At 67.7% G+C, this 22,616-nt stretch carries 20 protein-coding genes; 12 read left to right on the forward strand and 8 right to left on the reverse strand.

The annotated features are described in order from the left end of the window. Positions 1-96 precede the first annotated feature (96 nt). Genes ACWIEX_RS00745 through ACWIEX_RS00760 form a run of 4 tightly spaced genes read left to right on the forward strand, consistent with a single transcriptional unit; the run spans position 97 to position 4,022 of the window. Positions 97-1,158: an ABC transporter substrate-binding protein gene (locus ACWIEX_RS00745; protein WP_454031254.1), complete on the forward strand. Its 1,062-nt coding sequence runs from the start codon at positions 97-99 to the stop codon at positions 1,156-1,158. Next, positions 1,155-2,294, forward strand: coding sequence for an ABC transporter ATP-binding protein (locus tag ACWIEX_RS00750; protein WP_454031255.1), 1,140 nt, complete (start codon positions 1,155-1,157; stop codon positions 2,292-2,294). Before ACWIEX_RS00745 ends, ACWIEX_RS00750 begins: the two co-directional genes overlap by 4 nt. Beyond that, a complete protein-coding gene (locus tag ACWIEX_RS00755) occupies positions 2,291-3,205 on the forward strand; it encodes an ABC transporter permease (RefSeq protein WP_454031256.1) in 915 nt (304 codons plus the stop codon). Before ACWIEX_RS00750 ends, ACWIEX_RS00755 begins: the two co-directional genes overlap by 4 nt. A 1-nt stretch (position 3,206) precedes the next feature. After that, positions 3,207-4,022, forward strand: a complete 816-nt coding sequence (locus ACWIEX_RS00760; protein WP_454031257.1) for an ABC transporter permease — start codon at positions 3,207-3,209, stop codon at positions 4,020-4,022. 155 nt (positions 4,023-4,177) lie between these two features. Here the strand turns inward: ACWIEX_RS00760 and ACWIEX_RS00765 are convergent, their stop codons facing one another. The 4 genes from ACWIEX_RS00765 to ACWIEX_RS00780 form a co-directional block, all read right to left on the reverse strand. Continuing rightward, on the reverse strand, positions 4,178-5,869 hold the full coding sequence (locus tag ACWIEX_RS00765; RefSeq protein WP_454031258.1) for a flotillin family protein: 1,692 nt from the start codon (positions 5,867-5,869) through the stop codon (positions 4,178-4,180). Between the two features lie 3 nt (positions 5,870-5,872). After that, entirely contained in the window at positions 5,873-6,523 is a 651-nt protein-coding gene (locus ACWIEX_RS00770) for an OB-fold-containig protein (RefSeq protein ID WP_454031259.1), read from the reverse strand. Then, the gene (locus tag ACWIEX_RS00775) at positions 6,523-7,611 is read right to left on the reverse strand and encodes a PspA/IM30 family protein (protein WP_454031260.1); all 1,089 of its coding nucleotides are present in this window, start codon (positions 7,609-7,611) and stop codon (positions 6,523-6,525) included. The genes ACWIEX_RS00770 and ACWIEX_RS00775 overlap by 1 nt, the downstream gene beginning before the upstream one ends. Positions 7,612-7,874: 263 nt before the next feature. Then, a complete protein-coding gene (locus ACWIEX_RS00780; RefSeq protein ID WP_454031261.1) occupies positions 7,875-8,486 on the reverse strand; it encodes a TetR/AcrR family transcriptional regulator in 612 nt (203 codons plus the stop codon). 123 nt (positions 8,487-8,609) lie between these two features. Between ACWIEX_RS00780 and ACWIEX_RS00785 the strand changes: the two genes are divergently transcribed. The 8 genes from ACWIEX_RS00785 to ACWIEX_RS00820 all read left to right on the forward strand — a co-directional run bounded on the left by ACWIEX_RS00785 (position 8,610) and on the right by ACWIEX_RS00820 (position 18,305). Beyond that, positions 8,610-9,305, forward strand: a complete 696-nt coding sequence (locus tag ACWIEX_RS00785; RefSeq protein WP_454031262.1) for a PspA/IM30 family protein — start codon at positions 8,610-8,612, stop codon at positions 9,303-9,305. 35 nt (positions 9,306-9,340) lie between these two features. After that, a complete protein-coding gene (locus tag ACWIEX_RS00790) occupies positions 9,341-9,619 on the forward strand; it encodes a YiaA/YiaB family inner membrane protein (protein WP_454031263.1) in 279 nt (92 codons plus the stop codon). Between the two features lie 107 nt (positions 9,620-9,726). Beyond that, on the forward strand, positions 9,727-13,140 hold the full coding sequence (locus tag ACWIEX_RS00795) for an acyl-[ACP]--phospholipid O-acyltransferase (protein ID WP_454033432.1): 3,414 nt from the start codon (positions 9,727-9,729) through the stop codon (positions 13,138-13,140). Further along, entirely contained in the window at positions 13,140-14,102 is a 963-nt protein-coding gene (locus ACWIEX_RS00800) for a hypothetical protein (protein WP_454031264.1), read from the forward strand. Before ACWIEX_RS00795 ends, ACWIEX_RS00800 begins: the two co-directional genes overlap by 1 nt. Further along, complete coding sequence (locus ACWIEX_RS00805) at positions 14,099-14,980, forward strand: ThiF family adenylyltransferase (protein WP_454031265.1); 882 nt, start codon at positions 14,099-14,101, stop codon at positions 14,978-14,980. The genes ACWIEX_RS00800 and ACWIEX_RS00805 overlap by 4 nt, the downstream gene beginning before the upstream one ends. Then, positions 14,977-16,197 carry a hypothetical protein gene (locus ACWIEX_RS00810; protein WP_454031266.1) on the forward strand — a complete coding sequence of 407 codons (1,221 nt, stop codon included), beginning with the start codon at positions 14,977-14,979 and terminating at the stop codon, positions 16,195-16,197. The genes ACWIEX_RS00805 and ACWIEX_RS00810 overlap by 4 nt, the downstream gene beginning before the upstream one ends. After that, complete coding sequence (locus tag ACWIEX_RS00815) at positions 16,194-17,309, forward strand: GNAT family N-acetyltransferase (protein ID WP_454031267.1); 1,116 nt, start codon at positions 16,194-16,196, stop codon at positions 17,307-17,309. Before ACWIEX_RS00810 ends, ACWIEX_RS00815 begins: the two co-directional genes overlap by 4 nt. Before the next feature lie 6 nt (positions 17,310-17,315). Beyond that, positions 17,316-18,305: a hypothetical protein gene (locus ACWIEX_RS00820; RefSeq protein WP_454031268.1), complete on the forward strand. Its 990-nt coding sequence runs from the start codon at positions 17,316-17,318 to the stop codon at positions 18,303-18,305. A gap of 17 nt (positions 18,306-18,322) precedes the next feature. On the opposite strand, the gene ACWIEX_RS00825 is transcribed toward ACWIEX_RS00820, so the two are convergent. The 4 genes from ACWIEX_RS00825 to ACWIEX_RS00840 all read right to left on the reverse strand — a co-directional run bounded on the left by ACWIEX_RS00825 (position 18,323) and on the right by ACWIEX_RS00840 (position 22,606). Further along, positions 18,323-18,637 (reverse strand): hypothetical protein, encoded by a 315-nt coding sequence (locus ACWIEX_RS00825; protein WP_061966453.1) that lies wholly within the window; start codon positions 18,635-18,637, stop codon positions 18,323-18,325. A gap of 52 nt (positions 18,638-18,689) precedes the next feature. Beyond that, positions 18,690-19,091, reverse strand: coding sequence for a hypothetical protein (locus tag ACWIEX_RS00830; RefSeq protein WP_454031269.1), 402 nt, complete (start codon positions 19,089-19,091; stop codon positions 18,690-18,692). Between the two features lie 141 nt (positions 19,092-19,232). Further along, on the reverse strand, positions 19,233-20,813 hold the full coding sequence (locus ACWIEX_RS00835; RefSeq protein ID WP_454031270.1) for a sulfite reductase subunit alpha: 1,581 nt from the start codon (positions 20,811-20,813) through the stop codon (positions 19,233-19,235). Then, positions 20,810-22,606 (reverse strand): NirA family protein, encoded by a 1,797-nt coding sequence (locus tag ACWIEX_RS00840; protein WP_454031271.1) that lies wholly within the window; start codon positions 22,604-22,606, stop codon positions 20,810-20,812. Before ACWIEX_RS00840 ends, ACWIEX_RS00835 begins: the two co-directional genes overlap by 4 nt. Positions 22,607-22,616: the final 10 nt, after the last annotated feature.

Here is a 22,616-nt window from a genome sequence, read left to right on the forward strand (position 1 = left end):
CGCCGAATTCTACATAAGGCGAGAAGTGCGGACGCCGTTTGCCGGTCAACCGCACTCGCGCCAGGGAACGCATCGTTCAAACGGGAGAACAGACACATGCCGCGCCAGCCGATGATGCCGACGAGAACGGCCCTTGCCCTCATCATGGGCCTTGGCCTGTTGAGCGCTGCGCCCGCCGGGGCGCAGGAACTGACCGTCGTCTCCTTTGGCGGCTCCTATCAGGAGGGCCAGAGCAAGGCGCTCTTCCAGCCCGCCGCCAAGGCACTGGGCATCAAGATCAAGGAGGAGACCTATACCAGCATCGCCGACCTGCGCCTCAAGGTGAAGGCCGGCGCCGTGACCTGGGACGTGGTCGCCAGCGGTTCCGGCAGCGCGGCCCGCGCCGGCGCCGAGGGCATCCTCGAGAAGCTTGACTACAAGGTCATCGATACCTCGAATTTCCTGCCCGGCACTGCGCAGGACTATTGCGTCGGCGGCGACGTGTTTTCGACCGTGCTCGCCTGGAACACCAAGACCTATGGCCAGAACGGGCCGCAGAGCTGGGCCGATTTCTGGGACGTGAAGAAGTTCCCGGGCAAGCGCTCCTATCGCAAGGGCGTGGCCGGCGCGCTCGAGCCGGCGCTGATGGCCGACGGCGTTCCCGCCAACAAGGTCTACGAGGTGCTGTCGCAGCCCGGCGGCATCGAGCGCGCGATCAAGAAGATCCGCGAGTTGAAGCCGCATATCGCGGTCTGGTGGAGCTCGGGCGCGCAGCATGCCCAGCTGATGAAGGACGGTGAGGTCGACATGATCACCGGCTGGAACGGCCGCTTCGACGTCGCCGCCAAGGACGGCGCCAAGGTCGCCTATACCTTCAATCAGGGCCTGCTCGACTATGACTGCTTCGCGATCGCCAAGGGGGCGCCGAACAAGGATCTGGCGATGAAATTCCTCGCCGAGATCAGCAAGCCGCAATACCAGGCCGAGTTCACGAAATACATCACCTACGGCCCGACCAACAAGAAGGCCTATGAGGGCGGCGCGATCGATGCAGCCTTCGCCAAGACCCTGCCGTCTCATCCCGACAATGCCGGCAAGCAGCTGCCGATCGACCTGGACTGGTACATCAAGTTCGAAGCCCAGGCTTCCTCCGCCTACCAGAACATGCTGACCGAATGAGGCTGGCCGGCGATCACGAGCGGCCGCGCGATGCGGCCGCTTCGGCCTCGGGTTCCGCCACGGCCCTGCCCATCGCGATCCGGCGGCTGAGCAAGGCCTATGGCGCGGTGCCCGTGCTGGACGAGATCGATCTCGATGTCCGGCCCGGCGAGTTCCTGACCCTGCTCGGCCCCTCCGGCTCGGGCAAGACGACGCTCTTGATGGCGATCGCCGGCTTCCTGCGGCCCGACAAGGGCTCGATCCGCTTCGGCGAGCGCGAGGTCGTCCGCCTCGCGCCGCATAAGCGCGAGATCGGCATGGTCTTCCAGAACTACGCGCTGTTTCCGCATATGGATGTCGCCCGCAATGTCGGCTTTCCCTTGCGGCTGCGGCGCGTGCCGGCGGTAGAGACCGCTCGGCGCGTCGAGACGGCCCTGGAGATGTTCCAGCTCGGCGGCTTTGGCGGTCGCCGCATCGACCAGCTCTCCGGCGGCCAGCGCCAGCGTGTCGCGCTCGCCCGCGCCATCGTCTTCGAGCCGCGCATCATCCTGATGGACGAGCCGCTCTCGGCGCTCGACAAGCAATTGCGCGAACGCATGCAGATCGAGTTGCGCCAGCTCCACGAGCGTCTCGGCACCACCACCGTCTATGTCACGCATGACCAGCGCGAGGCGCTGACCATGTCGGACCGCGTCGCCATCCTCGATCGCGGCCGCATCGCCCGGATCGACACGCCGCGCGCGATCTATGACGATCCCGGCAGCCGCTTCGTCGCCGAGTTCATCGGCGAATCTTCCTTCCTCGACGTGACGGTCAAAGATGGCGTCGCCCGCGCCGCCGGCACGTCCATCCGCGCCGGCAACCTGCCAACGCAACAGGGTCGGTGCACGATGGTGTTGCGGCCGGAACGTTTGCATTTGCTCGGACCTGGCGAAGGCGAGGGCATGAACTGTTTCGAAGGCCGCGTGACCGGCGCGGTCTATCAGGGCGACACGCTGCTCCTTCAGGCTGTCCTGAACGGTGGCAGCCCGGTCGCATTGCGCCTGACGACGCGCGGTGGCGAAGGCCCGCCGCCCGCGCCGGGAACGCCCGTCCGGATCGGCATCGCGGTCACCGATACCGTTTTGCTGCCCGACGAGGCGCGAGGCGCGCCGTGACGGCCGCGAGCGCCTTCGATCCTGCCGGTTCGGCCGGCGACGACCACGCCGCCGGCCTGCGGCGCGACCAGTGGCGCGAGCGCATGGGGCTGGCCGGCCTCGCGGCGCCGGCGCTCCTGCTCGTCATCGTCACCATGCTCGTGCCGGTCGGCTGGCTCTTCGGCCTGTCCTTCCTCGACGACAACGGCGGCTTCAGCCTCGAGCATTACCGGCGCATGCTGGCCGAGCCCTCCTACGGCCGGACCTTCCTGACCACCTTCGAGATCAGCTTCGTCACCACGCTGATCTGCATCCTGCTCGGCTATCCCCTGGCCTATTTCCTGTCGCAGCTGCCAAGGCGAGCCGCCAATCTCTGCATGATCGCGGTGCTCCTGCCGTTCTGGACCTCGCTCCTGGTGCGCACCTATGCCTGGCTCGTGCTGCTCCAGCGCAGCGGGCTCATCAACACATGGGGCATGAAGCTCGGCCTGTGGAGCGAGCCCTTGCAGCTCGTCCACAACATGGGCGGCACGCTGATCGGCATGGTCCATATCATGCTGCCCTTCATGGTGCTGCCGCTCTACGGCACGATGCGCGCGATCGATCGCAACCTGCTGCGCGCCGCGGCCAGCCTCGGCTCGACGCCGGTCCATGGCTTCTGGACGGTGTTCTTCCCGCTTTCGCTGCCGGGGCTCGCGGCCGGCGCCGCGCTCGTCTTCGTGCTCTGCCTCGGCTTCTACGTGACGCCGGCCATGCTCGGCGGCGGCAAGGTGACGATGGTCTCGAACCGCATCGCCAACGATATCGAGCTGTTCTTCAACTGGGGCGCGGCGAGCGCGCTCGGCGTCGTGCTGCTGGTGATCACGCTGGTCGTGCTCGTGCTGGCGGCGCGATTGTCGCGCGGCGCCGGCCTGTTCGGGGCGGGACACTGAGATGAGCTGGCTCGATCGCCCCGCCAGCGATACGCAGATCAGCCATGGCGCGCGGCTCTGGCTTTATGCACTCGGCGTGCTGGTGCTGGCCTTCCTGGCCATCCCGACGCTGATCGTCATCCCGATGTCCTTCTCCCAGTCGCAATATCTGGAGTTCCCGCCGCGCGAATGGTCGCTGCGCTGGTATGAGGCCTATTTCTCCTCGTCGAGCTGGATGGCGGCGACCGCCACCTCGTTCAAGGCGGGCTTCTGCACGGCGCTGCTGGCGACGCCGATGGGCACGCTCGCAGCCTATGGCTTGCACGCCTCGCGCCTGCGCTTCGCGGGGCTTGCGATCCTCGCCCTGCTGACGCCGACGATCGTGCCGGTCATCCTCGTTGGCATCGCGCTGTTCTACGCTTATGTGCAGCTCAAGATGGTCAATTCCTTCCTCGGCATCGTGCTGGCGCATACGATGCTGGCGGTGCCGATCGTCATGATGATCGTCGGCTCGGCCCTGAAGAGCTTCGACCTCGATCAGGAGCGGGTGGCGCGCAGCCTCGGTGCGACGCGAACGCAGGCCTTCCTGCAGGTGACGGCGCCGCAGATCGGCTTCGCGCTCGTCACCTCGGCGGTCTTGTCCTTCCTGACCTCATTCGACGAGGTCGTGGTCGCGCTCTTCGTCTCCGGCGGCGACAACGCGACGCTGACGCGGATGATGTTCCTCGCGCTGCGCGACCAGATCGATCCCACCATCGCCGCGATCTCGACGATCATGATCGTGATGACGTCGCTGCTGCTGGCGGTGTCGCAGCTCTTCGGCAAAAGCGAGAGCTGATCAAACGGCTGCTCGCCATGATTAGCCGATTTTGCGGAGAACCACACCGTCATCCCGGGCTTGACCCGGGATCCATGCCGGAGCGCATCCGGCAAAGGTTCAGGCATGGATCCCGGCTCTCCGCTTCGCGTCGGCCGGGATGACCGGCTGAAACGTTACGGCTTCTTCGGCTCGGTTGCCGGGGCCGTCTGAGCCTTGCCTGTCGCCCCCACGGAAGCCGCGAGCAACGCCTGCGTCGGATCGGCGCCCTCGAACCCGGCCTGCTTCAGGATCTCGTCGAGGATCGGCTTCTGGGCGGTGAAGCTGAGCAACTGGCTCGACAGGTCGCCGACTGCGCCCGCCTGGTCGCCGCCGGCCCCGCCATTCATCGCGCCCGCGAGATTTCCGGCGCTGAAGATGCGGATGTCGGAAATCTTCTCGATCGGCTTCATCGCCTGCGCCAGCGCCGCCGGCACGATGTCGACGCGGGCCTTGTTGAGCTCGAACTCGATGATCGCCGGCGACAGGGCGTTGCGGGCTTCGTTCTTGGCCCGCTCGGCGCGCGCCTGCGCCTCGCCGAGCTCGATCACGCCGGCGGCGCGGATCTTGGCCGCGGCGGCCTCAGCCTCCGCTTCGATCTTGGTCGCGGCCGCGAGGTTCTCCGCAGCCTGACGCTCGGCCTCGGCCTTCACAGTGACCGCTGTGGCCTCCTGCTCGGCAATACGGCGCGCATCGAGCACGGCGATGCGCTTGGCACGTTCGGCGATCTCGACCTCGCGGGCCGTCGTCACCTGCTCTTCGGCGGTGATGGCGGAAGCCTTGGCCTCGTCGGCCTTGGCCCGCGCTGCCTGTTCCTCCTCGGTCTTCTGCGCGACGGCGATCGCGGCCTCGATGCGGGCGGTCTCGGTGATCTTGCGCGCCTCGGCCTCGCGCTCGGCGATGCCGCGCTCGGCGGCGATGCGGGCGGATTCGCGCGCCTGCCGCGTCTCGGAATCGCGTTCGGCGATGCCACGCTCGGCTTCCAGCCGTGCCGTCTCCTCGTTGAGCCGGGCAAGTTGCTCGGCCTTGGCCGCTTCGGCGCGGGTCTCGGCCGTCTTGTTGGCGATATCGCGCTCCTGGCTGAGCTCCGCGTCGCGCTGCTCGCGCTCGATGGTCAGGCGGCGCAGCGAGGCCTCGCGGTCCTTGGTCGCGATCTCGACCTCGTTGTCGCGCACGATCTGGTTGCGCTCGCGCTTGCGCTCCTCGGTGATCTTGGTCAGCGCCGTCAGGCCTTCGGCGTCGAAGGTGTTGTTCGGGTTGAAATGCTTGATGTCGGTCTGGTCGAGCCGCGTCAGCGAGACCGATTCCAGCTCGAGACCGTTGGATTGCAGGTCATGCGCGACGGCCGCCTGCACCGATTTCACGAACTCGGCGCGCTGCTCCTGCAGGTCGCGCAGCGACATGGTGGCGGCGACCGAGCGCAGGCCGTCGACGAACTTGGCTTCCACAAGTGCCTTGAGCGCGTCGGCATCGTTGGTGCGGTCGCCCAGCGTCTGCGCGGCGAGCGCGATGTTCTCGGCATCCGGCTTCACCCGGACATAGAACTCGGCCGTGATGTCCGCCCGCATCCGGTCCTTGGTGATGAGGGACTCGTTCTCGGCCCGCTTCACCTCGAGGCGCAGCGTGCTGAGCGAGACCCAGGAATAGGAATGGAAGATCGGAAGGATGACCGAGCCGCCGTCGAGCACGACCTTCTTGCCGCCGAGACCGGTGCGGACATAGGCCTTGTCGCGCGTCGCCCGCGTGTAGAGCGACGTCATGATGATGCCGATCACCACGATGGCGACGAGAATGCTGGCGGCGATGATGCCGAGCGAAAAGAAATCCATGTCTCAGACCCCCGTTGAGGCGCTGCCTGCGACGCTGTCAGGCGCGGGAATGGCCTCGAACAGGCCGTCCGCTCCATCGACGATCAGCACCAGCGTGCCCGTTGCCATCAGATGTCCCGGCGCCGCCCTGGCGCGCAGGATGTGAACATTGTCGTAGCGGTCCTTCACCCGGACCGCGCCGGGATGGCCCTGGTCGAGCGGGCCGATCGTGACGGTGCCGATCAGGCCGATGAACTCGGACTGGCTCAGCGCATTGGTCTCGTCGCGCGGGATGATCCGGGCGATGCCTCGGCTCGCCCAGCGCGTCGCGGGCACGGCCGCCAGAGCAGCGGCCGGCACGGCGATCAGGAGCGGCAGCGGCCGCAGGATCTGCGCGGCCACGCTTTGCAGCATGAAGCCGAAGACCGCGAAGGCGGTGAGCAGGATCACCGCCAGCACCAGGATCGGCACGCCGCCGGCATTGAGCCAGGACATCCAGCCGCCAAGCAGCCCGGCCTCGTGTTCGCCGGGACCGTGATGGCCGAGCCCGTCATCGAGCAGGCCGGAGGCCGAGGCGCCGATCAGGACCGAGGCCAGCTCAATCAGGCCGAGCCCGGCCACGACCATCAGCGCCACCCAGAAGGGCGCGGTGCCCGGCTGGATGATGTCGCCCATCAGCGCTGGCCTTCCCGGAACGCCCGGAGCCTTGCCTCGATCGCATCCTCGCGCTGGATACGGCCAAGCTCATCGACCTCCGCCGCGCCGGTCATCGGCTTGGCTGGGACGCCGGTGACGCGCTCGACGGCGGAAAGCGCCGCGGCAAGCCGCTGGTCGTTGCGCTGCGAGGGGGTGGCGGGATCGCTGGCAGCGACAGCCCGCTCGGCCCGCTTGGCGTCTTCCAACCTCTTCATCGCGTCGGCGCGGGCCGAGGCGATGCTGCGCAGCGTGGCCTCGGCCTCGGCGATCTCGCCGGCATTCTCGGCGACCGCCTTGGCGAGCGCGGTGCGCTGCGCCTCCAGGTCGATCTGGACGCCGGTGGCGGCGCGGGCGAGGTCCTCGCGGCCCTTTTCGAGCCCCGTCTTGATCTTCTGGTCGAGGTCGCGGATTTCCTCGTCGAGATCGGCGGCTTTCGCCTTGAGGCGATGGCCGGCGGCGACGGCGACGCCGAGCGCGGCACGGGCCTCCTCGGCGATCTTCTCGATCTCGCGCACGGCCTGCTGGGCGACGGCGGTGGTGTTGGCGCCCTCGGCCGCATCGACCGCATTATTGACGACGCCGGCGATCACGCGACCGAGGCGGGCAAGGATTCCTTCGTTGGACATCGTGCTCTCCCTGTGTGTGTGAATTCCGGCCTGGACAGCGACGAGGACGCTGATCGTCGATCCCTGGAAGGACAGACGCGCCTCGGCAAAGTCGTTCCAGCCGCCGCGATAGCTATCCACCGAATAGGGGACGACAATCCGCCCGTTGATGGTGGCGATGCTGATGCTGTCCGGCCCCTTGATGGCGAAGAGTTTGGAGTCGAGCGGGATCTCGAAGGCCGGTTCGTTCGGCTGCTGCCGGCTATGATCGCGCAGGGCCAAGGTCGCCATGCGCGAGGGCAGGCCTGTCCGCGCCCGGATCTCCTCATAGGCCTCCTCGTGCAGCGCGACGAGATTGGCGCCCGTCGTGCCGTCGAGGATCGCCATGGCCTGCCGATAGGCGGCGAGGGTGGCGTGCAGCGCCTCGCGGTCTTCGTCGCTCGGCGCCAGCAGAAGCGCCATCGTTGTCTGAGGCTTCTTGACCATGCGATTTTTATAAAGCACTTCATTGGTGCTTTCAAGGGGTAGGCAGAGCTTATCGCCGCGCTGTTGTCATTCCGGGGCGTGCCGCAAGCGCGAACCCGGAACCCACGACTGGGTGAGACATTCGATCCCGAACCGTTAGCTGCTCACCCGGTCGTGGGTTCCGGGTTCTTCGCTGCGCGAAGCCCCGGAATGACAAGGGTGGTTTGGCTAGGAACGACCCAGCCGTGGTCCAAGCCGCCTCAATTCGCCGTGGATAGGCCACGGCAGGCGAGACGCACCAGCCCCTCGATCTGGCGGTCGAGTTCGCGGCGCGGTACGGCGATCAGCTTCTCCTCCAGCCCGATCGCGACGACGCCATGGACGGCAGAGAACAAGGTCCGGCCCAGCAGGTTGCGGTCCTCCGCGCTGCGATCCGGCACCAGCGTGCCAAGTGGCTGGAGAATGTGCCGGAACATCATCATCTGCTCGGTGACGGCCCAGTCGGGCACGGTCGAACCCTCGGCCATGCGGTGTTCGAACAGCACGCGCCAGAGCTGCAGGTTGTCGCGGGCGAAGGCCGAGTAGGCGAGGGCGACGGCAACGAGGGCTTCCGTGGCCTGTTCCTGTGACGAAACGGGTGGGGATGCGGTGCTGAGCGCAGCATCGAGCCGGGCGAGCGTGCGCGAGCCGACTCGCAGCACGAGTTCGTCCATATCCGCGACGAGATTGTAGATCGCGCCGAGCGAGCAGCCGATCTCCTGGGCCAGCTCGCGCGCCTTCAGGCCGGCGAGGCCCTTCTCGGCAATGGCCCGTTCCGCCGCATCGATGAGCTGCTGGCGCTGCCGGTCCCGTCGTGCCGCCGTTGTGGTCATCTCGTCGCTCTCGCCTTGCCCGTTTCTCATTTACCTTGAACGATGTTCAAAATATGTCTTGAACGTTGTTCATTGATGCGCTACCCATATACCGTGAACGATGTTCATAGCAAGGGAAAGCCAATGCTCAAGATGTTTCTCACTTTCGTTCGCGGCGGTGCTGCCATCGCCGAGGAACGCTTCGTCGACCGCAACGCACTCCTCATTCTTGACCAGCAGATGCGCGATGGGGCGGGAGCCTTCGAGCGCGCCAAGAAGGCACTCGCCGTCGCAATCACGCAGGACCGGCAGGAGACGGAGCGCCTTGCCATCAGCCATGCTCGCATCGCGGATCTGGAAACCCGCGTCGCGGCAGCGCTGGTGGCCGGCGACGAAGGCCTTGCCCGCGAAGGCGCCGAGGCCATCGCTGCGCTGGAGGCGGACCGTGACGCTGCCGCGAGCGCGCAGGCGCTGTTCGCGGCGGAAATTCTCCGCCTGCGCCGGCATGTCGCCCAGGCCCAGGCGCGGATCGCCGAGCTTGATCGCGGGCGGCGCCTCGCCCGTGCCTCGGAAGCCGTGCGCCAGATGCGGCAGGGCCGGATCGAGCCCGGTCCCACCCACGAGGCGTCGTTGGCCGAAGCCGAGCAGACCCTGAAGCGACTGCGCGAACGCCAGGTCGAGGCGGAAGCAGCCGAGACGGCGCTGGATGAGCTGGACGGCGCGGCTGCGGCCTCCGTCACCGAGAAGCTGGCGGCCAAGGGTTTCGGGCCTCGCCTGCGCACCACTGCCGAGGACGTGCTGGAACGCTTACGCAGCCGTGCCGCCGCTCCAGCCAACTGATCGCAACAATCGCTTTTCAAACGGGAGATCGCCGCATGAACCCGAACGTTCAACCGCATAGTGGTGCCTGGGTCAGCTTCACCTACGCTTCGTTCTTCGCCGCCGCCGCGATGGTCGGCTCCGGCATCCTGTTCCTGCCGCTCGACTGGTGGGCCAAGGGTTATCTCGCCATGGGCTGCGTCATGCTTGTCCAGTCCTGCATCACCATGACCAAGACGGTGCGCGACATGCACGAGGCCTCCAAACTGGTGAACCGCATCGAGGACGCCCGCACCGAGCGCCTGCTGATGGATGCAGGCAAGCCCGTGCTCTGAGGCGGCGGCGGTAAGCCCCGCTTAACCGCAAGATCGCATCGCCCGCCGCCGGCAAGGATTGCTTTGCACGGGCGATGCGAACCTCCCTCGAACCGCGCGAGTGCATGATGTTCGACACCTTGATGCTGAAAAGGCGCTTCGCGCCGCTGTTCTGGGCGCAGTTCTTCTCCGCCTTCAATGACAATTTTCTCAAGAACGCGCTGGTCTTCATCATCCTCTACCGGCTCGCCGGTTCGCATGGCGAAGCGCTGGTGACGCTGGCGGGCGGGCTCTTCATTCTGCCCTTCTTCCTGCTCTCCGGCATCGGCGGCCAGATGGCCGACCGTTTCGACAAGGCCATGATGGCGCAGCGCCTGAAGCTCGCCGAGATCGGCGCGGCCGGCGTGGCGGCGCTCGGTTTCACCCTCCACTCCGTGCCGATGCTCTTCGTCGCGCTCTTCCTGTTCGGCGTCATCGCCGCCCTGTTCGGGCCGATCAAATACGGCATCCTGCCCGACCATCTGAAGCGCGAGGAACTGCCGGCCGGCAACGCGCTGATCGAAGGCGCGACCTTCATCGCGATCCTGCTCGGCACCATCGCAGGCGGCCTGACCGCGCGTGAGGGTGGCGACGCGGCCCAGCTCAGCCTGCTGATCATGGTCTTCGCGCTCGCCTGTTGGGTCGCGACGTTGTTCATCCCGAAGACCGGTGCGGCCGCGCCCGATCTCGCGATCGACCGCAACATCCTGCGCTCGACACGCGACCTTCTCAAGGATCTCTGGGCCGATGCGCGGCTGTGGCGCACCGGCGTCATGGTCTCGTTGTTCTGGCTGATCGGCGCCGTCGTGATGGCGCTCTTGCCCGCGCTGGTGAAGAACGGCATGGGCGGCACCGAGATGGTCGTCTCGGCCTATCTCGCCACCTTCGCCATCGCCATCGCCGTTGGCTCCGGCATCGGCTCCTTCCTGGCGAGCGGGCGCATCGTGCTCCTGCCCGTGCCGGTCGCCGGCATCGTCATGGGGCTGTTCGCGCTCGATCTCGGCTGGGCGATCTCGGGTATCGTCGCGCATCAGCCGGCGCAGGATATCGACGTCTTCTTCAGCAATTCCCCCGCCTGGCGCGTCGGCATCGACCTTGCCGGCCTCGCCATTGCCGGCGGCATCTTCATCGTACCCTCCTTTGCCGCGACCCAGGCCTGGGCGCCGGCCGAGAAGCGCGCCCGCATCGTCGCTGCCGTCAACGTGCTCTCGGCCGCTTTCATGGTTGCCGGCGCTGCAGTCGTCGCCCTGCTGCAGGCTGCGGGCCTGACGCTCAGCCATCTCTTCCTGCTGATCGGTGCCCTGACGATCGCGGCCTCCGTCTGGATCTTCCGGACGCTGCCGACCAATCCGCTCAGCGATTTCCTCTCGATCCTGTTCCGCGCCTTCTACCGCGTCGAGGTTACCGGCCGCGAGAACATCGCCAAGGCCGGCGACAACGCCATCATCGCGCTGAACCATGTCTCCTTCCTCGATGCCGCGCTGGCGCTGTCGATCCTCGACAAGGAGCCGGTCTTCGCCATCGACCACGGCATCGCCCAGCGCTGGTGGGTAAAACCCTTCCTGAAGCTGACGCGGGCGATGCCGCTCGATCCCTCGCGCCCGCTGGCGACGCGCTCCCTGATCAACGCGGTCAAGAACGGCGAAAGCCTGGTGATCTTCCCGGAAGGGCGGCTCACCGTCACCGGCAGCCTGATGAAGGTCTATGACGGCGTCGGCATGATCGCCGAGAAGTCGGGCGTGCCGATCGTGCCGGTCCGCATCGAGGGGTTGGAAGCGACGATCTTCTCGCGCCTGACCCGCGAGCAGGTCCGCCGCCGCTGGTTCCCCAAGGTGCGCGTCACCGTGCTCGATCCGGTCTCGCTGACGGTGCCCAACGAGCTGAAGGGCAAGCCGCGCCGCCAGGCGGCGGGTGCGGCGCTCTACCAGATCATGTCGGACCTGATCTTCAAGACCACCGATATCGACCGCAGCGTCTTCGAAGCCGTGGCCGAAGCCGCGGAGCGGAACGGCAAGGGCCGCGTCGCGGTCGAGGACCCGATCACGGGGACGCTGACCTATAAGCGCCTGCTGATCGGCGCCGAGGTGCTTGGCCGCAAGCTGATGCCGCTGGCGGCCAGGGGCGAGGCGGTCGGCGTGATGCTGCCCAATGCCAATGGCGCGGCGGTGACGCTGCTCGGACTGATGTCGGCGGCGCGCGTACCGGCGATGATCAACTTCACGGCCGGCGCCGGCAATATCGCCGCCGCCTGCAAGGCGGCTGAGGTCAGGACCATCGTCACCTCGCGCGCCTTCGTCGAGAAGGGCCGGATGGGGCCGCTGATCGAGGCGCTCTCGACTGATGTGAAGATCGTCTATCTCGAAGATGTCCGCGCCACCGTCTCGACGGCCGACAAGCTCAAAGCGCTCTGGCGCCATGGCAAGGCGATCGAGCCCGCCAAGGGCTCGGACCGTGCCGCGATCCTGTTCACCTCGGGCTCGGAAGGCGCGCCCAAGGGCGTCGTGCTCAGCCATGCCAACATGCTGGCCAATGCGGCGCAGGCGGCGGCCCGCATCGATTTCGGCCGGCGCGACAAGGTCTTCAACGTCCTGCCGGTCTTCCACTCCTTCGGCCTGACGGCGGGGCTGATCCTGCCGCTGGTCTCGGGCGTGCCGGTCTATCTCTATCCCTCGCCGCTGCATTACCGGATGGTGCCGGAACTGGTCTACGGCTCGAACGCGACGATCCTGTTCGGCACCGACACCTTCCTCACCGGCTATGCCCGCGCCGCGCATCCATATGATCTGCGCTCGCTGCGCTATATCGTGGCCGGTGCCGAGCCGGTGAAGGATACGACGCGGCGCACCTATGCCGAGAAATTCGGCCTGCGCATCCTCGAAGGCTATGGCGTCACCGAGACCGCGCCGGTGCTGGCGCTGAACACGCCGATGTTCAACCGCTTCGGCACGGTCGGCCGGATCATGCCGGGCATGGAAGCCAGGCTCGAGCCGATGCCGGGCGTCGAGGAGGGCGGCCGCCTGCATGTCCGCGGCCCCAACATCATGCTGGGCTATCTGAAGTCGGAGAATCCCGGCGTGCTCGAACCGCCGCCCGAGGGCTGGCACGACACCGGCGACATCGTCGCGATTGACAGGGACGGCTTCGTCACGATCAAGGGCCGAGCCAAGCGCTTCGCCAAGATCGCCGGCGAGATGGTCTCGCTCGCCGCGGTCGAGGCGCTGGCCGCCGAATGCTGGCCGGGCGTGCTCTCCGGCGTCGCCAGCCTCCCCGATGCGCGCAAGGGCGAGCGACTGGTGCTGGTGACCCAGCAGAAGGACGCGACGCGTGCGGCCTTCCAGGCCTTCGCCAAGGGCAGGGGCGCGGCGGACCTGATGATCCCGGCCGAAATCGTGGTCGTGCCGGCCGTGCCGGTGCTCGGCTCCGGCAAGCTCGACTTCGCCGGCATCGCCAGGCTGGTCAAGGAGCGGGCAGCCTCGCCCGCGCCTCAGCCGGTGGAGGCCTGATGCTCGGCTTCTGGCTGAAGGCGCTGACCCGGCCGACGCTCGACCTGACGCTGACGACGGCGCCGGGTCAGCAGACCCGCATCATCGAGCGGCCGGGCGTCGTGCTCGACGATGCGGAGCTTGCTGCGCTGGTCGAGCAGTTGCGGACGGTCGCGGGGCGGACGCTGGCGCAGGGCGCGCTGACCTATGGCGTCTTCTCCGGCGAGCGCGAGCGCCTCAGCCAGAGCATCGTCACCCTGATCAGCGACACGGCGACCGGCCGGCCGATCGCCTTCAATGCGCTCGCCCAGATGCCGCTCACGCTCGCGGGAGAACCCGAGCAAGTCACGCATCTCGGCCTCGTCATGGTCGATCCCGAGGTGCGCGGTCGCGGCCTGTCCTGGGTGCTCTACGGTCTGACCGTGCTGGTGCTCTTCGTCCGTGGCGGCCTGCGCCCGCGCTGGATTTCGAACGTTACGCAGGTGCCGGGCGTGGTCGGCATGGTCTGCGAGACCTTCTCGGAGGTCTATCCCTCGCCCGATCCGGGCAGTCGCCAGAGCTTCGCGCATCTTTCGCTCGCGCGGCAGATCATGCGCGACCACCGCCATGTCTTCGGCGTTGGGCCCGAGGCCGGCTTCGACGAGGCGAACTCGATCATCACCGATGCCTATACCGGCGGCTCGGATGACCTGAAGAAGAGCTTCGAGCAGGCGACGCATCACCGCGAGGAGCGGTACAACTCGTTCTGCCGCGACAAGCTCGATTACGCCCGTGGCGACGATGTGCTTCAGCTCGGCCGCATGGACCTCGCCGCCGCGCGCCGCTATCTGCTCGGCCAGGTGCCGCGCGCCTCGCTGCCGGGATTGCTCGGAGCTTCGGCCTTCCTGCTGGTGCAGCGCCTGGCCTTGCCGCTGGTGCACTGGCTCGACGATACCAGACGCTTCGGTACGCTGCGTCCGCGCCCATCGAGGTCGAAACCATGATCCCCGGCTTCAGCTACGATCTCTTCGCCACCCGCAATATCGGCTTCGTCTCGGAGGCCGAGCAGGCGCGGCTCAGGCAAGCGACAGTCTTCGTCTGCGGTGTCGGCGGCATGGGCGGTGCGGCCTTCATGGCGCTGGTCCGGGCGGGGATCGGCCGTTTCGTCATCGCCGATATCGACGTCTTCGAGATCTCTAACCTGAACCGGCAGGTCTTCGCCAATGCCGGCACGATCGGCCGGCCCAAGGCGGAAGCGGCGGCCGAGGCCGCGCGCGCGATCAACCCGGGGATCGAGATCGAGGTGCTCGGCGCCGAGTGGGTCAAGCGCCTGCCCGAGATCGCAGGTCGCTGCAAGGTGATCGTCAACGGCATGGACGACATTGCCGTCGGCCTCCATCTCTACCGCACGGCCAAGACGGCCGGCGCGACCGTCATCGACGCCTATATGGCGCCATTACCCTCGGTGATCGTGGTGCGCCCCGACGACCCGCGTCCCGAGGAGCGGTTGGGCTTTCCGACGCTCAGCAAGGATTGGCGAACGCTGTCGGATGACGACAAGCGCGCCGCCATGCTCTGCGAGGTCACGCATGTCATGCTGCATTCGCGCTCGCGCCATCATGTCGACCTCGCCATCGCCGGCGAGGTCGCTGCCGGGCGGCGCAGCCGCATGTCCTTCGCGCCGATGGTGATCACCACGGGCATGATGATGGCCTATGAGGCGATCGCGCTCACGCTGGGCCGGCGCACCGGCACCGATTGCCGTGGCTGGTTCTTCAATCCCTACCGGCCTGCGGTGGAGCGGCCCTGGCCGGCCCCGGTCGCGGCGCTACTCAAGCCCTTCGTGGCGCGGGCGCTGAAGCAAATGGTGGCCGGGCCATGACCGGCGGCTTCGCCAATCCGGCCTTGGTGGCGGATTCGATCGTCGATCTCTGCGGCGCGCTCGGCCTCGCTGTCGCCATGGCGACCTTGCGCCGCCGTGATCCGCGCGGCGCGCTGGCGCGGCGCTTCCTCGTCGCGATGGGGCTGGTCGCGGCGCTCTTCCTGCTGCGGGCACTGGGCTGGTGGAGCGGCAGCGTGATCCTCGGACGCCTCGCGCTCGCCTGTGCCGCCCTGTTCCCGCTCGGCGCCTTGATCGTCACCGAGGGGATGCTGCGCCGGCATGCCCCGCGCCCGGTCAAGATCGCGGTGCTCGCCGGCTCGCTCCTGCTGGTCCTCGCCAGCCTCCTCGGCTTCGACAAGCCGGGCCGGATCTATGATCTCGCGCTGGCTGGCTTCCAGCTCCTGACTCTTGCCTTCTGCGGGTTCCTGCTGTTCCGGCGCGATCAGGCCTCTCTGACCGCAGCCGAGAATACGAGCGTCTGGCGGCTCGGGCTTTGCGCTTTCCTGATCCTGCCTTTCGCGCTCAGCGATTTCCGCGAATTGCTGCCGGGTCTGCCGGTGAGGCTCGGCGGCGTCGGCGCCTTGCTCCTGGTCTCGATCCTGCTGGTCACCGGCGGGGCCGCGCCGGCCCGGCGGCAGCGTTTCGCGATGCTCAGCCTGCGCGTCGTGGCAGCGCTGCTCCTGGGTTTCGCGGCGGCGCTCGTGACCCCCGATGCCGGCTTCGCCCATGCCGCGCGGCTCTGCGCCGTCGCGCTCGCCGGGGTGCTCGCCATCGCGCTGGCCGTCGATGCGCTGTCGAGCGCTTTCGACGCGGAAGCGCCCGGAATTCTCGATTCCCTCGCCCGGTCACGGGCGCAGACGCGAGAGGCGCTGATCGCGCAGCTTGCCACGCATCCCCTGTTCGGCAGCGCCCGCCGGCTTGATGAAGCCGCGCTCGCCGATTACGATCCGGCAATCCTGCGGCCGGCCTTGCATGGCATCGGCGTGCTCCATGCCTCCGGGCGCGGCTGGCCCTGGCCGGCGACCGACCCGGCTGCCGAGCGCTTGGCGGCGCTGATGGCAGGGAATTCCGCGAGCCATCTGCTCGTGCTTGGTGAAGAGCCGCTCGACCTGCTGCTGGTGACGGTGCCGGTGGTCTCGGCCGATCCGGCGACCGAGACGGCGCTGGCCTTGGTGCGCCGCCTGCTTGCGACTGCCCCGAGTGAGGCCCTCGCATGATCGAGATCCGCAGCAACGACCGCAAGGCGGCCTTCGCCGTCACGGCAAACGTCTATCCGGCGAACAGCCCCTATGTCCCGCCGATGTGGTCCGATTTCGATCGCATGCTCGACCCTGCCAGGAATCCGCTGGTGACGCAGGGCCATGGCCGTTTCGAGCTGTTCACGGCATTGCGTGACGCCCGGCCGCTCGGGCGCATCGTCGCGACGATCCACGACGCCTCCAATGCCCGGCACGGCACGAGGCGTGCGCAGTTCGGCTATTTCGACTGCGCCGACGATTCCGAGATCGCCGCGGCTTTGCTCGGCGCAGCGGAAAGCTGGGCGCGCGAGCGCGGCATGGACGAACTCGTCGGCAACTTCAATCTGACCGCGATGCAGCAGGCCGGTGTCGTGACAGGCGGCTTCGACAACGCCCCCTTCACCGACATGCTCTGGAGCCCGCCGCATATCGCGCGCCTGCTCGAAGCGAACGGCTATGCCCCGACCTTCCCGATGACGACCTTCCGGATCGATCTCGCCGATATCGACCCGCGCGGGCTGCTTGGGCCCAAGCAGCAGGAGATCTTCGCCGATCCCGATTATCGCTGGATGCCGATCGACCGCCGCCATTTCGCCGAGCGGCTGGAGGATTCCCGGCTGATCCTCAATGACGGCTTCGACGCCAACCCGATGTTCGTGCCGCCGACGGCGGAGGAGTATCGCTTCCAGGCCGGCGACATGATGTGGGTCATCGACAAGCGCATCTCGACCGTCGTTCACCACAAGGGCGAGCCGGTCGGCGCGATCATCGCCATCCCCGATCTCAACCCGCTGGTGAAGGCGACCGGCGGCCGGATGGGCCTGAGTTTCCCCTTCCGTTTCCTGCGGCACCGCTGGACGAACCGGCGCGCCGTCATCGTCTACCAGTCTGTCAGTCGCGCCTTTCATAATCGCGGCCTGAACGGGGCGATGCTGTTCAAGGTGGCGACCGCGCTCAAGGCCGCCGGCTATACCGAACTCGGCGGAACCTGGATCGCCGATGTCAACGGGCCGAGCCTGCGGCAGGCCGAGAAGGCCGGCGCCAAGCCCCTGCATCGCCTGCATCTCTTCGCCAAGCCGCTGCAGGGGTGAAGGGGCATGCTCGACCGCGATCTGTTCCGGGACCTGATCGCCGAGGCCAGCCTCGCGCCGAGCGTCCACAACATCCAGCCGACGCGCTGGCGCCTGCTCGAGGCCGACACGGTGCTCGTGCTGGAGGATGGTGAGAGGCGTCTGTCGGCAGCCGACCCGAGCGGCCACGATGTCCGGCTCTCGCATGGGGCGGCAATCGAAGGGTTGTCGCTGACTTGCGGTCGACATGGGCTGCGGGTCTCGCGTGTGGAGCTCGGTGATGGCTCGAAGGAGGTGGCGGGGCTGCGCGTCATCGCCCGGCTGACGCTTGCTCCCGGTGGAACGGCAGACCCGCTCGCCGCCGCTGTCGCAGGCCGCCGCTCTTGGCGTGGCCGGTTTGCGGCTGCCGATGCCCGGTTGCAGGAAGCCCTTCAGAAGCTTGCTGCCGCGCCCGATCTCTTCATTGTCCCACCAGGCCCGGCCGTCGCGGCGATCGCGGAAATGGGCGACCGCGCCGGTTTCCATTTCCTGTGCGAGGACGAGCATCGGCGCGAACTGCTCGCCTGGATGCGGTTGTCGCGCCGCGATCCGCGCTATGGCCGCGACGGGCTCAATGCGGAGGCGATGGCGCTGGGCAGCGTCGAGGCGATGGGGGCCGCGCTCGTGCTCGGGCCCTTGTTCCCGCTGCTGAAGCGCCTCGGCCTCGCCGAACCGTTGACGCAGGAGCGTACGAAGACAGCATCGGGCGCCATAGCGCTGTTCCATCGGCCCCAGAGCGAGGACCCCCTGGAGACGGGCCGTGCCTTCTACCGGGCCTGGCTCGCGATGGAAGCGCAGGGGCTCGGCGCCTGCCCGATCTCGGTGCTGGCCGACTGGCCGGTCAGCAATGCCGCCCTCGTCGCGCGCCATCCGCTGCCGGCCGGGCGCAGGCTCGTCAACGTCTTCCGGCTGGGCCGGATCCCGTCAAACGCCGCTTCGCATCGCGCGCGGTTGCCTGTCGCGGAGCTGATCGTCTGACGGCGGGTCGGAAACGCTCAATCCCGCTTGCGCCAGGCCCGGAAGCGGTTGAGCGCACGGACGCACCAGAGCGCGAAGCGCGCCATCGGCCGCTGCAGGAACGGCACGTCGGCGGCGAGCAGGAGCAGGCCGAGCGGCAGCATCCACAGTCCCAGCAACGGCAGGAACGAGAACACGCCGCCGGCGATGAGGGCGATGCCGGCGGGAATGCGGACCAGCCGCGAGCGCGGATGGCGCAGCCATCTCAGGGCCGCCGCCATCCGGGTCGGCAATTCCTGCTCGATGTGCCGGAAGGCACGACGCAGTTCCTGTTTGGCCGATAAAGCTTGCATGACCTCGTATTCATCGCGCTGCGGAGCGGAGGCGCGGCTTTGCAGGAAGCGGCTACCGGACGACGCGGCCGTGCCTGCGCCCATTCCGGGGCGTGCGGCATGAGCAATCGTCGCCCAGAGCGGCCGGTCGCGCGAGGGTGCATTGGCGCGATGCCGTTCGGCAATGACGCCCGAGCCCGCTCGTCCGGTCGGCCCTGCGATAGAGCCTGGCCGGGGACGGTTCGTACGGACGCACGGCATTGGCGCCGGAGCCGATGGCCGGCCCTGCGCCGGGAATGCCGCCCTGGCTCGAATGCAATCGGATATCCGGGACATGGTCGGTGATCGACGGCGGCCCCAGGCCTTGCCGCGGCCCGCCCGGATACAAGGGGGCATTGCCGGGCGTCGCGTCGAACTGGGCATGGGCGGGCAGCGAAAGCAGCACGGCCGCCATCGCAGCGATAAGATTGCGCATCGTGCCGTGTCGGGTCTCCCGCATCGATCCACTCTACCAGCGTTCCGGCCGATCTTCCACCGCCTCCGACTGGACGGTGGTCAGGATCGAAGGGCGCCGCGGCGCCAGCCCGGCTCCTGGATGGCGTTAGAGCGTGACCCCCTAATAGACATCGGCCTGGTAGCGGCCGGCCTTCCGCAGAGCGGCGACATAGGCGATCGCATCCTCGGTGGAGCGCCCGCCATGCGTCACGACGACGTCGACCAGTGCGCGCTCGACATCGCGGGCCATCCGCTTGGCATCGCCGCAGACGTAGAAATGCGCGCCTTGCTCGAGCCATGACCAGAGTTCGCTGCCGCGCTCGCGCATGCGATCCTGAACATAGATTTTCTCGCCATCGCGCGACCAGGCGAGCGTCAGGTTGGAGAGGAAACCCGCATCCTTCATCGCCTGCAGTTCATCTTCATAGAAGAAATCGCAGGCCCGGCGCTGATGGCCGAAGAACAGCCAGTTGCGGCCTGGAGCCCTGGTCGCCTGCCGGTCGTGCAGGAAGGCGCGGAAGGGCGCGACGCCCGTGCCCGGTCCGCACATGATCACCGGCGTTGCCGGATTGGCCGGCAGGCCGAAGCCATGGGCGCGCTGGACATAGATCGGGACCTTGTCACCGGGGCGCACGCGCTCGGCGAGGAAGGTCGAGGCCACGCCCCAGCGCGGACGCGAGCCGATCTTGTAACGCACCGCATCGACCGTCAGCGAGATCCGCCCGGGGGTCGCGTTGTGCGAGGAGGAGATCGAATAGAGCCGCGGCTGGAGCGGATCGAGCGCCTCGACGAAGGCTTCCGCCGAGAGCCTCGCCTGTGAGAACTTGTGCAGTGCCCCGAGCACGTCGAGCCGGTCGAGATCGCCATCGGGATCCTCACCGGCCGCGAGGCGCCTGGCCTTGGCGCGGGCTTCTCCGCCGGTCACGTAGGAGATGAGCTGGAACAGGGCGTCCGGCGCAGGGCCGAGCGCGCAATCCTCCATGAGCTTCTCGCACAGGGGCTTGCCGCCGATCTCTGCATCCGGCCGCGCCCCCAGGAGCGCGATCACGGCATCGGCCAGGCGGGCATCGTTCTGCGCGACGATGCCGAAGGCATCGCCGACGACGTAATCGAGGCCGCATTCCAAGAGGTCGAATTCGACATGCCAGGTCTCCTTCTCGGAGCCTTCGCCGTTGAGTTTGCGGCGCGAGAGGAAGGTCGCGAGTGCCGGGTTCTCGCGGCAGCGCCCTTTCGGCCCGCGCTCTGCCGCCGGCGCGGTTTCGATGGGAGCGCTCGCGGCGGCAGCGCCGGGCTCCTCCATCAGCGCCTTGACCTGACGAAGCGTCTCCTTGCCGCCCGGTGCACAGAGATTGAGCCGGCTTTCGGCGCCTGACGCGATGGCGGCAGAGTAGCTCTCGCAGACATAGCCGCATTGCCCGCAATCCTGCTGGGCCATGGCGGCGTAGAGCTTGCGGGGCAGGGGCTTGCCCTCGGCCAGCTTCATGCGCTCGGTCATCTCCAGCGACGGGTCGTGCCAGGGCGCGCCGTCCTCGGCCTCGGCCAGGACGGCTGCATTCTCGGTTGGTGACAGCGCAGTCACGCCGGCATTGTCGAGCGAAAGCAGTCCGGCGAAGAAGCCGTTCAGCCAGGAACGCTGCTCCTCGCTGAAGGGTGCGGTTTCCGGCAGGACCTGAACGATCGGGTTCGGGCTCTGAACAGTCATGCCGCGTCTCCGCTCTGCTCGACCAGGGCTTGCAGGGTCGCGATCTCATGGCGGCGGGCGAAGGCGACGAAGCTTTCGTCGGGCGCTGCGCGGTGCACCTGCCAGCTGCGCAGGATCGCCTCGACCAGCGCCGGCGCATCCTCCGCCTTCACATTGGTCCGGAATTCACGGCCCATGCCGCCCTCGACGCCGAAGCCACCGCCGACGAAGACATGATAGCCGGGCACGGTGTCGCCCTCGTCATTGACCGGGACCTTGGCGCCGATCAGCCCGAGATCGCCGATATAGTGCTGGGCGCAGGAATTGTGGCAGCCGGTCAGGTGGATATTGACGGCCGTGTCGAGCGTGATGCGCGGCTCGCAATGGGCGGCGATGGCGAGCGCATCCTCCTTGGTATGGGCGCCGGCGAACTTGCAGCCGGTCGCGCCGGTGCAGGCGATCAGCCCGGCGCGCAAAACCGAGGTTTCGGCGGAGAGGCCGATGGCCTTGAGATTGGCGAGCACGTCCTCGACCTTCGCGTCAGGCACGCCGGAGATCAGCAGGTTCTGCCAGACGGTGAGGCGGATATCGCCATCCCCACATCCCTGCGCGATCGCGGCGATGACGCGCATCTGCTGGACCGTGAGCTTGCCGACCGGCAGCGCCACGCCGATCCAGTTGAGGCCGGCCTGGGCCTGCCCGTGGACGCCGATATGGGCGAGCCGGTCATAAGAAGGACGCGGCCTGACGAAGACGCTGTCGAGCCGGATCAGCCGGCGGCCGAGCTTCTCCTCGACGGCGGCGAGAAACGTGTCGAAGCCCCAGGCATCGAGCACGTATTTGAGCCGCGACTTGTTCCGGTCGGTGCGGTTTCCGTTGGCGATGAAGACGCGGATGATCGCATCGGCGATCGCAATCGCGTCGGATGGGGCGACGATGACGCCGGTGTCGCGGGCGAGGTCCTTGTGGCCGGTGATGCCGCCGAGCGCGAGGCGATACCAGATGCCGGGCACGACCTGCTGCCCCTCGAAAGATGCCCCTTCCGCGACCTCGATGGCCTGGAAGCCGATATCGTTGGTGTCCTCCAGTGTCGCGACCGAGCCGGCGCCGTCGAAGGCGACGTTGAACTTGCGCGGCAGCCCGTAGAGCGAGCGGTCGTTCAGGATGTGATGGTGCCAGGCGCGGGCATGCGGACGGGTGTCGAGCAGTTCGAGTGGGTCGATACCGGCGGTCGCCGAACCGGTGACGTTGCGGATGTTGTCGGCGCCCGAGCCCTTCGCGGTCAGGCCGAGATCGGCGAGCCCTTCCAGCAGCGACACCGCGTTCTCGGCGGCGATCTCGCGGATCTGGAGATTGGCGCGGGTGGTGACATGGCTGTAGCCGCCGCCGAAGCGCTCGGTGAGATCGGCGACACCGGCGAACTGCCAGGCCGTGAGGATGCCGTTGGGAATGCGCAGCCGGCACATGTAGCTGTTCTGTGCCGGCGCCACGTAGAACAGGCCGTGATAACGCCAGCGGAAATTGTCCTCCGGCTTGGGATAGGCCCCGGCTCCGGCTTGCTCCCTGAAGCGGGCATAGGCGTCGAAAGGGTGCTCGGCAGCCTTCCATTTCTCCTGATCGACGAGCTTGCCTCCGGCGGCAATCGTTCTGGCCTGTGCTTCGGCATGCTCCCTGTCGGGACCGCTTGGCGTGGCCGAAGCATTGCCTGAGGCACCGCCGAGCGGGCTTAGGCCCCGCGCCGTGCGGGCCGACTGCATGCCGCTGACGAAGCCTTCGAGATAGCGCTTCTGATCGGGGGTGAAATCGTCGCTCATGGCCGATGCC

Source organism: Allobosea sp. NPDC055353 (genome assembly GCF_053644975.1).

Coding starts and splice junctions, on each gene's coding strand:
- ACWIEX_RS00745 (WP_454031254.1), top strand. CDS start 97: ATGCCGCGCCAGCCGATGATGCCGACGAGAACGGCCCTTGCCCTCATC.
- ACWIEX_RS00750 (WP_454031255.1), top strand. CDS start 1,155: ATGAGGCTGGCCGGCGATCACGAGCGGCCGCGCGATGCGGCCGCTTCG.
- ACWIEX_RS00760 (WP_454031257.1), top strand. CDS start 3,207: ATGAGCTGGCTCGATCGCCCCGCCAGCGATACGCAGATCAGCCATGGC.
- ACWIEX_RS00765 (WP_454031258.1), bottom strand. CDS start 5,869: ATGGATTTCTTTTCGCTCGGCATCATCGCCGCCAGCATTCTCGTCGCC.
- ACWIEX_RS00770 (WP_454031259.1), bottom strand. CDS start 6,523: ATGGGCGACATCATCCAGCCGGGCACCGCGCCCTTCTGGGTGGCGCTG.
- ACWIEX_RS00775 (WP_454031260.1), bottom strand. CDS start 7,611: ATGGCGCTTCTGCTGGCGCCGAGCGACGAAGACCGCGAGGCGCTGCAC.
- ACWIEX_RS00780 (WP_454031261.1), bottom strand. CDS start 8,486: ATGACCACAACGGCGGCACGACGGGACCGGCAGCGCCAGCAGCTCATC.
- ACWIEX_RS00785 (WP_454031262.1), top strand. CDS start 8,610: ATGCTCAAGATGTTTCTCACTTTCGTTCGCGGCGGTGCTGCCATCGCC.
- ACWIEX_RS00790 (WP_454031263.1), top strand. CDS start 9,341: ATGAACCCGAACGTTCAACCGCATAGTGGTGCCTGGGTCAGCTTCACC.
- ACWIEX_RS00795 (WP_454033432.1), top strand. CDS start 9,727: ATGTTCGACACCTTGATGCTGAAAAGGCGCTTCGCGCCGCTGTTCTGG.
- ACWIEX_RS00800 (WP_454031264.1), top strand. CDS start 13,140: ATGCTCGGCTTCTGGCTGAAGGCGCTGACCCGGCCGACGCTCGACCTG.
- ACWIEX_RS00805 (WP_454031265.1), top strand. CDS start 14,099: ATGATCCCCGGCTTCAGCTACGATCTCTTCGCCACCCGCAATATCGGC.
- ACWIEX_RS00810 (WP_454031266.1), top strand. CDS start 14,977: ATGACCGGCGGCTTCGCCAATCCGGCCTTGGTGGCGGATTCGATCGTC.
- ACWIEX_RS00815 (WP_454031267.1), top strand. CDS start 16,194: ATGATCGAGATCCGCAGCAACGACCGCAAGGCGGCCTTCGCCGTCACG.
- ACWIEX_RS00820 (WP_454031268.1), top strand. CDS start 17,316: ATGCTCGACCGCGATCTGTTCCGGGACCTGATCGCCGAGGCCAGCCTC.
- ACWIEX_RS00825 (WP_061966453.1), bottom strand. CDS start 18,637: ATGCAAGCTTTATCGGCCAAACAGGAACTGCGTCGTGCCTTCCGGCAC.
- ACWIEX_RS00830 (WP_454031269.1), bottom strand. CDS start 19,091: ATGCGCAATCTTATCGCTGCGATGGCGGCCGTGCTGCTTTCGCTGCCC.
- ACWIEX_RS00835 (WP_454031270.1), bottom strand. CDS start 20,813: ATGACTGTTCAGAGCCCGAACCCGATCGTTCAGGTCCTGCCGGAAACC.
- ACWIEX_RS00840 (WP_454031271.1), bottom strand. CDS start 22,606: ATGAGCGACGATTTCACCCCCGATCAGAAGCGCTATCTCGAAGGCTTC.